Source organism: Lewinellaceae bacterium (assembly GCA_020636105.1).
Taxonomy (GTDB): domain Bacteria; phylum Bacteroidota; class Bacteroidia; order Chitinophagales; family Saprospiraceae; genus BCD1.
The window spans coordinates 429819-442526 of the sequence record JACJYL010000001.1 but is presented as its reverse complement, the minus strand read 5'-3'; the positions used below and the strand labels follow the sequence as shown (position 1 = coordinate 442526).

The following is a 12708-nucleotide window of genomic DNA, read 5'->3' as shown; positions in this document are numbered from 1 at the left end:
TTTTATTGAATTTGCAAATTAGCCTCAAGGGTCACTTTGATCTCTTCGGCAATTTTTTGAAAAACGATTTTTGGAATTTCGATATCATGATCCTCCAAAAGAACTGTAAATGAAGCCTGGATATTAATTTTACCGCTTTTGACCACCACCTGACTTTTGATGATCCTTTCCTGGGTGATTCCATGTACAGTGAACTTACCTTTGGCACGAACGCTGTATGTTCCATCTTGCGACAGGTCGTATTTTTCAATTAATTTGCCGGCAAAAGTGGTAGCAGGAAACCGGTTGCTTTCAATGTAGTTTTCATTAAAATGGACCTTTTGCAAAGGGCTGTTAAATCCTTCAAAGGATTTCAAGGATACCGAAAAGGCAAAAGTGCCCTTTTCGGTATCCAGTGCTCCTTTTAATTCCGTGGAGGAAGCTTTGATGATCTCCAGGGGAGCTTCCGACAAAAAATGAACATTCCCGTCAGACACACGAAAAACCTTTTCATCCTGACTCGAAAAAGAGGAAAACAAGAGCAGTAAAACAGGTATTGGCAAGTATTTCATTTTTGGACAAATTTTTATATCTATCAAGGGCAAACACAACAACTTCTTATGCTCAACGATTATTTATTCAAAGTTATGTTCAGTGGAACTAAGTTTATGCTTGTTCCATCTGCAAATTGTTCATTTACCGGTTCTAAATTAGGTAAACGTCTTCCCAATATTGCAAATTTTCGGCCCACCGGGAAAAAAAAGGCGCTGAAACCGAATTTAATAAACCTAGAATTAAGAAATTACTGAGAATCAGTACTTTTAAATTTTAAATTTAGCATTTTAAATTTTACATTTTCCTTACCTTTATCCCCTTGCAAATAATTGATAATACCCATGAGTAATGTAAAAATAGAAGAAAGCTGGAAGGCCATTTTAAAGGAAGAATTTGAAAAAGACTATTTTATATCGATGGGAGATTTCCTTAGAAAAGAAAAAGCGGCCGGCAAAAAAATCTATCCTCCTGGGGCACTCATTTTTAATGCTTTCAATACGACGCCTTTTGAAAAGGTTAAAGTGGTTATTTTAGGGCAGGATCCCTACCACAATCCAGGAGAGGCGATGGGACTTAGCTTTTCGGTTCCCCGGGGAATCAAAACTCCCCCCTCATTAGTCAATATTTATAAAGAATTATACAATGATCTCAAGATTCCTTTGGCCGTTCATGGCGACCTGACTTACTGGGCAGAACAAGGGGTTTTTTTACTGAACGCCATGCTTACGGTTGAACATAAAAATGCCGGATCTCACAGGAAGTCTGGCTGGCAGCATTTCACGGATGCGGTGATCAAAACCCTTTCCGACCACCGGGAAAACCTGGTTTTTATGTTGTGGGGTAACTTTGCCAAAGAAAAAAAAGAATTGATTGATGCCTCCAGACACCTTGTCCTGGAAGCCGCCCATCCTTCTCCTTTAGCCAGGGGTGCTTTTTTTGGCAGTGGGCATTTTTCGAAGGCCAATCATTATTTAGAGCAAAACGGCGTTTCACCCATAAATTGGCGGTTGCCATTGTAAGGATTATGCTTATATTGCGGCTTCAAATTTTGAACCATGGATAATCAAAAAGCCAACACCTCCGTAATTTTTTTGACAGTGCTTATCGATATGCTGGGTGTAGGTATTGTAATTCCTATCATTCCGGCCCTTTTTTTTACAGAGAATTCCGATTTTTTCTCTGCAGGTACCTCTAATGCTACCATTGGCATATTGTATGGATTACTGGTGGCCAGTTATCCGCTTATGCAATTTTTCGGGGCCCCCATCCTGGGAGCATTGTCGGATCGTTATGGGCGAAAACCCATTTTAAGTATTTCCCTTCTGGGGACCTTTATTGGTTATATTTTGTTCGCTATTGCTATTTTACAACAAAATCTATGGTTGTTATTTTTTAGCAGAATGTTACCTGGTTTCATGGGCGGAAATATTTCCATTATCATGTCAGCCATGGCGGACATCAGCAGTCCCGAATCAAAAGCGAGAAATTTCGGGCTGGTAGGAGCAGCTTTTGGGATCGGTTTTGTGTTGGGGCCTTCTTTAGGTGGCCTTCTGGGAGACAGTAGTATCGTTTCCTGGTTTAACCATGCCACTCCCTTTTGGGTAACTGCATTTCTTACCCTGGTAAATATGGCTCTGGTGAAATTCAAATTCCCTGAAACCCTAAAAGAAAGGAACAACCGGAAAATCAGCTTTTTCTCCGGTGCAAAAAATGTAGTATTGTCCTTCAAATTACCGAACCTTCGGGTAATATTCACGGTAGTTTTACTGCTTGGTCTTGGATTTTCATTTTTCACTCAATTTTTCTCTGTTTACCTGATCCAGGATTTTGATTATAGTGTAAAGGATATTGGGCTTTTTTATGCCTGGATTGGTTTTTGGCTTGTTTTTACCCAAGGGTTCATTGTGAGAAGGATGAGTGGCAATATCGCATCTACCAGGGTGATTACCTATGCTCTTTTAGTGTTGGCCTTGGCCGTGGGTATGCTCCTCATTCCTGAAAAAAGTTTTTGGTTTTTTCTCATTAGCCCTTTGATTGCGATTTCAAACGGAATAACCGGGCCTAACTTAACTGCGGTGGTTTCAGACCAGGCTACTGATGAAAGGCAGGGCGAAGTCCTCGGGATCAAACAGTCGATGCAATCGCTTGGGGCTGCTTTACCTCCGCTTATCGCAGGGTATCTTACTTCTCTGGATACCGCCTACCCTATCATTGCCGCTGCCGTTTTGATCTTTTTGAGCTGGGTGGTTTATATGCTTTTTTTTAAGGACAGGAAAAAAACATATTAAAGTAAAAACGTCTGGGGAAAGGCTGATTGCGAAGTGATTTGACTATATTTAGGCCATTGAAATGCATGCGATCCCATAAAAAGCACATGGTCCTTTTTAACAAAAGATAATACTATGAACTTACTCGCACTTCTCGTAATGCTCCTGCCGGGGCTGGTATTGATCCTGATCTTTTTTTGGCTAAAAAACAAACAATTGATTCTTGCCAGGGTATTCCTCATCAGCGGGATTAGTCTTGTGGCTTTTATTACCCTGCTTTGGATCCTTGACCTATCGGACTCCCTGGCCCATTCTCATTTTAATAGTATCAGCAGTATCGTAAGCGGATCGCTTGCTGTGCCGTCAGATGAAAATCAACAGCAATATCTGTTAATGGGTTTGAGTAATGCCGCTGAAGGAATCGCCCAATACGCCTCGGCTTATCCCGAAAAGGATTCCTTTTGCCTGAGTCAATTAAGATCAATTGTGGACTTTGTTACGGACGATGCCAATTATCCGTCCGCCACCAATAAAAGACTCTGGAAGAATAACTACTTCTATCTTATTCACCTGAACAGCATCCTTGCCAGCTATGAAAAAACGCTGGGTCGTGATTCAATCAGTCCGCTTCACCAAAATGTCAATAACTACCTGGCAGACGGAATCGTTATGTCACGTTATAAAAATATTCAAACCCTGAAGGGCGATAATAGCTACTGGCCGGCCGATAATAGCATTTTGATCTCAAGCCTTTACGAAACGGATCAACTGAGCCATACCAATAAGGCGGTCCGCGCCTCAAAAGACTGGTCAAATTTTGTTGCTAGCGAAGTCTCTTATGATGGCAGTAGTTTGCCCTGTTCGGCCTTCACCGAAAAAAACAAATGCAAGGAAATGCCACATGGTACGCACCTCGCGACGATGGTCAGTGGATTATCACATTGTGCTCCTGCCCTGTCCAAAAAAATCTGGAAGGAATTTAAAAACAAATACAAAAACGGGAAGCTTGGCATCTTTGCCAGTTTTGAACAATACCATCCCAAAGAGATCACCCCGGCCTATGCTTCCAACTTGCTTCATCCCCTGGATTCGGTTTCCCCGGCTATCGCAGCATTAAAGGCTGCCGCAAACTATGGCGACCGCCTGACCTATTTCCAGCTAACCAATCAGCTCTGGCTGAATGATGTTTTTGCAAAACGCCCGTCAGGTAGAACCCTTAAAGGGTATCAATGGAAAGATTTTTTAGAATTAAGTATGCGTTTCAATGCAGAAACCGTTTTCTGATAAATAAAATCAAAAATTTATTGATATGAAATTCAAATACGTTTTAACCCTCATTTTTTTCGTCATGCTCCAATTCAGCATTAAGGCACAGACGAAACTTGAAGAACAGCTCTTTAATTTACCTGATGTTATTTTCGAAAAAATCACTACGGGTAAGGATTATGAGGCATCCTATGTCCTTAAAGTCAAACAACCTATTGACCATAATAATCCCCAAATGGGATATTTCTATCAGCGGGTATGGCTCAACCACCGAGGTTCCGATCGTCCAACTGTGATCATTACTTCAGGTTATGATACGCCTACCAACAGGCTCTATGAGTTGCCGGACCTCCTCAAGGCGAACCAAATCCGTGTGGAACATCGTTTTTTTGCAGAATCGGTGCCGGAGCCCATGGACTGGAAATATCTGAACATGGAACAGGCGACTGCAGACCTTCACCACGTAAGGACCCTTTTTGCTGACATTTATTCCGGAAAATGGGTAAGCTCGGGCATCAGTAAGGGAGGCATGACCACCATTTATTACCGGTATTTCTACCCTGAAGATGTGGACGTCTCTGTTCCTTACGTAGCCCCACTCGATACTGCCTTCGAAGACACCCGTATTTACAACTTTCTGCATACTGTAGGTACGGATGAATGCAGGGATAAAATAACTGCTTTTCAAACCCGGCTTTTAAAATCCAGGGAGGAATGTTTGCCCAGACTTTACTGGTATGAAAAAGCACTCAATCATACTTTTGATTACCTTGGTTTTGAAACAGCTTTCGAATACGGTGTACTGGAATATTCTTTTAGCTTTTGGCAAATGGGCCATAAATGTGAAAGTATTCCCGGCCCCGATGCCCCGCTCAATGAGGTGTTGGACCATTTTATCGATGTTGTCGGAATGTCTTTTTTCTCTGACCAGGAAATTGCAGCCTATTATCCACACTACTACCAATCCGCCACGGAAACAGGATATTACGGATACCAGACCGATGATTTCAAAAAGTTACTCAAAACAAGACCTCTAAAATTCCATGCGTCTTTTTATCCAAAAGACGCCTCCATAAAATACGATGCCACCCTGAGTAAAAAAGCACTGGAGTGGGTCACCACACATGGCAACGAATTCATCTATATTTACGGGGGAACCGATACCTGGACTTCAGCGGGTGTTCCAAAGTCGGATAAAGTAGATGCGCTGTGGTTCATTTTGGAAGGCAGAAACCATGGAGATGCGCGAATCATAAACATGACGAGCGAAGAGCGTAAAAAACTCGTGAATGCCCTTGAAAAATGGCTGGAAATGGAAATCGAATAAATCTAAAACCAGGAAGGAGTTTGTCAACAGGGTTCACCGACTCCTTCCTGGTTATTTTATTTCCAGTTTAGTTACTTTCGCAGGAGAATCAATCGTTGCTGAACTAAAAAAAGTTCTCAAATAGGTAGCCTCCAATTCGGCTCTTGTGCTACTTGTATCGGGATAAATTTCGTCAAAATAAATTAAATATCCCGTGCCGTAACCCAGAAAACATCCCCGCCAGATGGCTGTGGCATCCATACCGTATTCCTTGAGCTTCCGAATCCTTTGCATGGTCTCCTGGAAAGTAAAAAGAATGGTATCCTGTACAATGTAATATTTACCTGAGTAATTCGCAAAACGGGAGCAATCATAATAAAGAAAAGCCTCTTTCCTTGCATCGGAGATGATAATATCCGTAGGGACTTTTGCTGAGAACAATTTGTCTATTTCATTCTTCGCCTTTTCTTTCTGGAGCTCGAAATCTCCGGGTTCCAAGGGAGTATCCACAATATAAGAAAGGGGTTCACTTCGGGCGTTTTTGCCATTCTCAGCCAATTCCTTATTGTATGCTTTCTGATCGGCAATGATTTTTACAGGACCATTATACAACTCAAAGATCAGTAAAGTCAGGATGATGATCAAAGAAATAACTACCAGAGTGAACTGATGAAAAGGCACTTTTTTGAACCTGAACAAATCGATGGTTCTGTAGGGATTCAACCAGTAAAGCAACGTTCCTTTCAGCGTACCCAAATAACTATTCCCTGTGGTCTGTTTTGCTTTTTCTTTCCTGAAAAAACGAATCGTTTCCCTGTTGGTCAAACTTAAATTATGGATAGAGGGCGTAGCTACAAATCTGCATCCCAGGTTTCGGTTGACAATGATCAGCCCGATACCCAGTCTAAAACACTGGTGCTTTAATTCCTTAAAATGCTTATCATCCTGATTGGGAAATACATCCTCACCAAAGGCGATCCACTGTTCATCTGCAAAATACCGTTTGAATTGTTCAATGGCATAAATATATCGGTACCGACTGATACTGAATGTCTTAAAAATAAACCTGTAGAAATAGAAGAAAATCAGGATGACCACAACCCCAATCCCAACCGCAGGCAAAAACATGAATTTTTGAGCCGGGTAAATCCCCATACCATGCACAATAGCCAGGCAAAGCGTCGAAAAAAGAAAAGATAAAGCAAGACTGTCCCAATAAAGCTTGTCGTTCTCACGCGAAAAGAATAGTTCTTCTTTTGAATCAAATGAGGTCGCCTCAAAGGTGGCCAGGAAAGATTTGTTTTCGTCCGTGGTAAATTTCAAATATCCGTCGGCAATGATCCCCCCCTCCCCCTGCATATCAATTTTCGCAATGGTCTCCCCGGCGCGAGTACGGTGTTTATAATGGGCCTTCAGAAACTTAAGGACCGTTATCTTAATATTTTGTTCGGTGAGATTTTCCAAAGTTTTAATTTACTGTAACATTTTCCAAAGTTTAATAGTCTGCATGGCTTCCTTTACATCATGGCACCTCAAAATTTTTGCTCCCCTCATCAATGCAAATAGATGTAGAGCTGAAGTTCCGGCCAAAGCTTCTTCCGGATTGATATTCAATGGTTTGTATATCATTGATTTACGTGAAACTCCAACCATCAAAGGCAATCCGGGGATATTTAGCACATCAAGATTTTTGAGCAGTTCATAATTATCTTCCACCTTTTTGCCAAACCCAAACCCGGGATCCAGTACAATATCCTTTACACCAAGTTCACGCAATTTACCCACTTCCGCAATCAAAAAATCCAATACTTCCAAACTTACGTTTTCGTAAGCAGGATTTTGCTGCATATCTTTAGGCGTTCCTTTCATATGCATTAAAACATAAGGTAAATCCAGTTCAGCCACCGTGGCATACATTTCAGGATCCATACGACCGGCAGAAATGTCATTGATCATTCCTGCCCCGACCGCGGCACTTCTCCTGGCTACTGACCCATGGACTGTATCTATGGAAATATGAACTTCAGGAAAACGCTTATTTATTGCTTCGATAACAGGGATTACTCTGCTGGTTTCCTGCTCTTCGGTAACCAAATCAGCTCCTGGCCGGGTAGACATGCCCCCTACATCAATAATCCGGGCACCTTCCCGGAGCATTTTTTCAGCCTGGGCCAATGCCGAATCCACACTCAGGGTTCTGCTTCCCTGATAAAAAGAATCCGGAGTTACATTTATGATCCCCATTACCACGGGAGATTCCAGGCTCAGCAGTTGCCCTGCACAGTTAATTGTCAGCTGAGGGTTAAGCATGAATTAAATTTGGTGCTAAGGTAACGGAAATGATAAATTTTAAAGGATAAATTTTAATTTTTAAAGAGCGGAACCCTAAACGTTATGGCAAACAAACTTGTTACCTCATCCAATGCATGAAGTCTAACCATGTAGAAAAATTCAATAAAGAGGATCAAAGGATAAAGGATTTCATTTTTAAGCCATTTTACTTATTAATCCTTAAATTCGCAAAAAAATAATACATGTCAACTAAAATTGATTCAACAACCCGGGCCAAAAACATGGGTCGTTTGCTGGTCGTTGTGCTTGCCATTACCCTTGGAGGGATTCTAATCTACCGAAATTATTCCGGGAAAACGGGCTATTCGAATATTCCCCAGGAAATGACCATCAACTATCTTCCTTCAGATTTTAAGGCTGACATCGATACGGATGAAGCTCTAGCTGTGTTGGCCAATCCTCAGCGAAACCGAAAAGATTTTGATAACCTGGTTTACAACCTCAATATGTCCATTTTAAAGCACGTTGCCAACAGGATGGGGTTAGACGATAACCTCAAGAGCAAACTGGAAGGAGAATACCAAAAACACCATCCATATCTCAAAAATTTATACTACCACGATTTTGTGGCACTCAAAGATACTACCTCTGCCTTATACCAAACCTGGTACGACAACGAATCGACTAATGCCATTGATGTATTGAACGAAGTGGCTTCCAAATACACCTGCTTTTTCGTCAACCAAATAGTAACTACCCTGGTCGAAACCCATGGCGGAAGTATTTTGGGGAAAGGAACCAATGTGGATACCCCTTGTGGCATTGCCCTGACCGAGGCGCTTCGGCCATTATTGAAAAGAATGGAAGACCGTGCCGCCATTGAGGATTTCAGCCGGTCAAAGGGGTTATTACAGGAAAAAGTGGAAAAGGTCATAGCGGAACTTGCTACCATGGAAGTACGCGATAAAAAGGGTATCAACAAACAATTACAGACTAAAATATGGGGAGTAAATGTTTCTTCCTCTGATATTCAAATCACGGCCATTAGCATATTGAAAGTAGGATTTCGGCTGAATGACTATTTCAAGGTGGATCTAAACTCCAAAGCCAATGTAGTGACTATCACCCTTCCTGAGCCGGTGATTCTTTCTCATGAAGTCTATCCCAAAATTGAAAAACTGGACATCGGATGGCTTAGGGAAGTTCAGGATGTCAATTTAAACGAAGGGTTTAATAAGTTAAGAACCGTCTTCCGGCAGGAAGCCCTGGAAAGTGATATTATGGAAAAATCAAAAACTCAGGCAGTTGAATTGATGAATACCATGTTTTTACCCATTATTACTTCCATGAACAATAAGTACAAACTCAAGGTTCGGTTTAAGGAGCCTGAACCTGATGAAGCCATAGAGGAAAATTTTGAAAATTGACCTCATAAACCCAATAAAAACGATGGATTCACCTACTATTCCTTCCTTTTGGGAAGATAAGTACCAAGGTCAGCAAACTCCCTGGGATATCGGCTACGCCTCTCCCCCATTGAGGCATTATGTGGATCAGGTCAGCGATATGACTCAACGGATTTTGATCCCCGGGGCGGGCCATGCTCATGAAGCCATTTATTTACACAGAAGGGGCTTTGAAAATGTTTTTGTTTGTGATTGGGCGCCAACAGCTTTTAAACATCTTGACCGTTCTTGCCCTGATTTTCCTTCAGCACACAAATTGGTCAATGATTTTTTCAAGCTGGAGTTAAGCGTTGATCTGATCCTGGAACAAACCTTTTTTTGCGCCATCCCGCCATCCCTTCGGCCTGATTATGCCCGGAAAGCATCGGAATTACTTGCCGATGGAGGAAAATTAGCCGGCGTATTGTTTTCCGAGAACTTTACCACTCCGGGGCCGCCTTTTGGAGGAACGGCAGCCGAGTACATCCAATACTTTGAACCCTATTTTCACATCAGGCTCATGGAAAGCAGCAAAAAGTCAATTAAACCCAGATTGGGCAGGGAGCTATTTATTGAATTGGAAAAAAAATAGGGCCTGCCCGATTTATTTCTCAAATACGTACTGGATGATGTTGGCCCCCATTTGCAAAGCCATCCGACGAGTAGCCTCAGGATCTTTATGAACAGCGGGGTCTTCCCATCCATCTCCAAGGTCACATTCATAGGTGTAAAAGCAAACGAGTCTTCCTTCCCAGAAAAGACCATATCCACGCGGAGGTTTTCCGTCGTGTTCATGGATTTTGGGCAACCCTGATTTGAAGTCAAACTTTTGGTGGAAAATTTCATGTTCAAAAGGCAATTCAATAAAATCCTGCTCCGGGAATACTTTTTTCATTGCTACCCTGATATAAGGATCCATGCCGTAATTATCATCAATGTGAAGAAACCCACCTCCCTTAAGGTAATTCCTTAAGTTATCAGCCTCCATTTCCGAAAAGACCACATTTCCGTGGCCGGTCATGTGTACAAAGGGATAACTGAAAAGATCAGCACTTCCCACTTCAACCACCGCTTCGTCCTTTTCAAAATTCATCCCCAGTTTATCGTTACAGAAAGCCGCCAGATTTGGCAGAGAGGTGGGATTGGCATACCAATCTCCCCCACCGTTGTATTTTAACAGTGCCAATTGAAGGGTTGGGGGTTCGCTGCTGCTGTGAATCGATTCAAAAGAAAAAGCTGATATCAGGACCAAAACAGGCAGCATTAAGAAGTATTTCATTAGCGTTAAATTTTAATTATTCCTTTTGACAAAAAACGTGTGTTTTTTTAAATGGTTTCACACAACGTACCTCTTAAAACGAGTAAGGTGAAATAAATGTTTGACACCTCATGCGTTTTACTGTTATTTAATTCACAAAATTAACAGAAAGGCAGGCCACCAGTCCGGCAGTTTCCGTGCGAAGACGGCTATCTCCGAAACTTATGGTTTCAAAACCATGACTTCGGGCCATTTCCACCTCCTGCAAACTGAACCCTCCTTCGGGACCTATGAGAAAACATACGTTCTGTTTCGGTTGATAATGATCTCGGAGCAGTTTTTGTTCATCCTCTTCGCACCAACCCATGAATTTGCGTGAATCGCCAAAAGATTGCCCGACAAATTCCGAAAAAGGCATCAGCCCGTTGATTTTGGGCAGCCTAGCTTTTAGCGATTGTTTCGCCGCTGAAAGCACAATTTTTTCCAGCCGGTCCAGGCGGACATTTTTCCTTTCGGAATGTTCGCAAAGCAAAAGGGTTACCTCGTCAATGCCGATTTCCGTTGCTTTTTCAAGGAACCACTCTATACGATCTATATTCTTGGTGGGAGCTATGGCAATGTGCAGGTGGAAATTTCTTTTTTTATCTTTTTGCAGCACCTCTCCTACCCGTGCTTCGCACCCTTTTTTGGTCACACTGGTCAAAACGGCTTTACACATCAGACCCTTTCCGTCAATGATGACAATTTCATCTCCTTCCCGTTTGCGCAGCACGCGGGAACAATGGATAGCCTCTTCTTCACTAAGGCGGGCGTTGTCACCTTCAATATTGTCGCAATAAAATATATTCACGCTGCAAATTTAATCTCCTTACTGTCTTTTTAAAATTTGAAGGGAAATAATTGCAAAAGAAGGCTTACTTTTGCGGCACTTTCACAACAAAAGTCATTAAATGCCTGTTTCTTTGGTTTTACAGGTTTAATAAAGAATACTTAGAATGGATATATTAATAATGATCGGTCAATTGGTGCTCAGTCTCTCAATACTGATTATTCTGCATGAAATGGGACATTTTATCCCGGCGAGATTGTTTGGCACCCGTGTTGAAAAATTTTATTTATTTTTTGACGCAGGTTTTTCCCTTTTCAAAAAGAAGATTGGTGAAACCGAATATGGCATCGGATGGCTTCCCCTGGGAGGATATGTCAAAATTGCCGGCATGATCGATGAAAGTTTTGATAAAGAACAAATGGCCCAACCTCCCCAACCCTGGGAGTTCAGGACCAAACCGGCCTGGCAACGACTCATTATTATGCTTGGGGGCGTAACGGTGAATTTTATATTAGGATTTTTCATCTACGGTATGGTGCTTTGGGTGTGGGGCGAAGAATATCTTCCCGCGGATAAGGTGACAGAAGGCATTTATGTCGATTCATTAGGGATGGAACTTGGCTTGCAGGATGGAGATAAGATCATTAGCATTGGCGATACGCCTTTTGACCAGTTTAACGATCGCCAGCTCATTCATGCCATAAGCATTGAGAATGCAGATCATATTAAGGTGAACAGGAATAATGAAGTGATCGATCTTCCCGTAAGTGATGAATGGGCCAATAAACTGATCAGCCACGACAATAAGGATAAAGCCATCTTTGGGCCGAGGATGTTATTTATCGCAGACAGTATAATAACGGATTCTCCTGCTGATAAAGCCGGTATGCTAAAAAATGACCGCATTATTAGCCTGAATGATCAATCGGTACCTTATTTCCATGAATTTGCCAAAGCGGTAGGAGGCCTCAAGGAAACTCCCGTCAAGGTAGGGGTGATTCGCAATCAAACGGACACCTTGAGCTTTAATATGACCACCACTAAAAATGGTACGATTGGGGTGGCTCCAATCGGATTCGAATTTGAACGAATCGATTATACTTTTGGAGCCTCTATTCCCGCAGGATTCACCAAAGGAATCAGCTTTTTAACTACCCAGCTAAAAGCTTTCGGGCAGATGTTCCGGGGCAATATTGACGCCTCTGAAAGCCTCGGAGGGTTTGCCTCAATAGGCAAGATGTTCGGAGCCCAGTGGAACTGGGAACGGTTCTGGCTCATGACGGCCATTTTATCTCTTATCCTGGCCTTTATGAATTTATTGCCGATTCCTGCGCTGGACGGCGGGTACGTGATGTTTCTCATTTTTGAAGTAGTCACCGGTATAAAACCAAGCGATAAGGTCATTGAAGTTGCCAACACGATTGGCTTCGTGCTCGTTTTAGGGCTTTTGCTTTATGCCAATGGACTTGATATTGTACGGGCGTGGTTTTAGGATTAAAGAATGTTGATTG

At 42.2% G+C, this 12708-nt stretch carries 12 protein-coding genes; 7 read left to right on the top strand and 5 right to left on the bottom strand.

Going from position 1 to position 12708, the window contains the following annotated elements:
* Window positions 1-2: 2 nt before the first annotated feature.
* Window positions 3-551 carry a YceI family protein gene (locus tag H6571_01630; GenBank protein MCB9322416.1) on the bottom strand — a complete coding sequence of 183 codons (549 nt, stop codon included), beginning with the start codon at window positions 549-551 and terminating at the stop codon, window positions 3-5.
* Window positions 552-875: 324 nt separating this feature from the next.
* Here H6571_01630 and ung point away from each other — a divergent pair, with 324 nt between their 5' ends.
* The 4 genes from ung to H6571_01610 all read left to right on the top strand — a co-directional run bounded on the left by ung (window position 876) and on the right by H6571_01610 (window position 5394).
* Window positions 876-1553 carry a uracil-DNA glycosylase gene (ung, locus tag H6571_01625; protein ID MCB9322415.1) on the top strand — a complete coding sequence of 226 codons (678 nt, stop codon included), beginning with the start codon at window positions 876-878 and terminating at the stop codon, window positions 1551-1553.
* A gap of 36 nt (window positions 1554-1589) precedes the next feature.
* Window positions 1590-2822, top strand: a complete 1233-nt coding sequence (locus tag H6571_01620; GenBank protein ID MCB9322414.1) for an MFS transporter — start codon at window positions 1590-1592, stop codon at window positions 2820-2822.
* Window positions 2823-2936: 114 nt separating this feature from the next.
* Window positions 2937-4085 (top strand): hypothetical protein, encoded by a 1149-nt coding sequence (locus tag H6571_01615; protein MCB9322413.1) that lies wholly within the window; start codon window positions 2937-2939, stop codon window positions 4083-4085.
* Between the two features lie 25 nt (window positions 4086-4110).
* The gene (locus H6571_01610) at window positions 4111-5394 is read left to right on the top strand and encodes a hypothetical protein (GenBank protein MCB9322412.1); all 1284 of its coding nucleotides are present in this window, start codon (window positions 4111-4113) and stop codon (window positions 5392-5394) included.
* A 51-nt stretch (window positions 5395-5445) separates the two neighbouring features.
* Here H6571_01610 and H6571_01605 read toward each other — a convergent pair whose 3' ends face one another.
* Both H6571_01605 and folP read right to left on the bottom strand, forming a co-directional pair.
* On the bottom strand, window positions 5446-6837 hold the full coding sequence (locus H6571_01605) for a hypothetical protein (protein ID MCB9322411.1): 1392 nt from the start codon (window positions 6835-6837) through the stop codon (window positions 5446-5448).
* A gap of 9 nt (window positions 6838-6846) precedes the next feature.
* Window positions 6847-7683: a dihydropteroate synthase gene (gene folP, locus H6571_01600; GenBank protein ID MCB9322410.1), complete on the bottom strand. Its 837-nt coding sequence runs from the start codon at window positions 7681-7683 to the stop codon at window positions 6847-6849.
* Window positions 7684-7907: 224 nt separating this feature from the next.
* Here folP and H6571_01595 point away from each other — a divergent pair, with 224 nt between their 5' ends.
* Both H6571_01595 and H6571_01590 read left to right on the top strand, forming a co-directional pair.
* Window positions 7908-9092, top strand: a complete 1185-nt coding sequence (locus H6571_01595; GenBank protein ID MCB9322409.1) for a DUF4230 domain-containing protein — start codon at window positions 7908-7910, stop codon at window positions 9090-9092.
* A gap of 22 nt (window positions 9093-9114) precedes the next feature.
* Complete coding sequence (locus H6571_01590) at window positions 9115-9702, top strand: SAM-dependent methyltransferase (GenBank protein MCB9322408.1); 588 nt, start codon at window positions 9115-9117, stop codon at window positions 9700-9702.
* 12 nt (window positions 9703-9714) lie between these two features.
* On the opposite strand, the gene H6571_01585 is transcribed toward H6571_01590, so the two are convergent.
* Window positions 9715-10389, bottom strand: coding sequence for a DUF4159 domain-containing protein (locus H6571_01585; GenBank protein MCB9322407.1), 675 nt, complete (start codon window positions 10387-10389; stop codon window positions 9715-9717).
* Window positions 10390-10516: 127 nt separating this feature from the next.
* Complete coding sequence (locus H6571_01580; GenBank protein MCB9322406.1) at window positions 10517-11218, bottom strand: 16S rRNA (uracil(1498)-N(3))-methyltransferase; 702 nt, start codon at window positions 11216-11218, stop codon at window positions 10517-10519.
* A 145-nt stretch (window positions 11219-11363) separates the two neighbouring features.
* Between H6571_01580 and rseP the strand changes: the two genes are divergently transcribed.
* Complete coding sequence (gene rseP / locus H6571_01575) at window positions 11364-12689, top strand: RIP metalloprotease RseP (protein MCB9322405.1); 1326 nt, start codon at window positions 11364-11366, stop codon at window positions 12687-12689.
* Window positions 12690-12708: the final 19 nt, after the last annotated feature.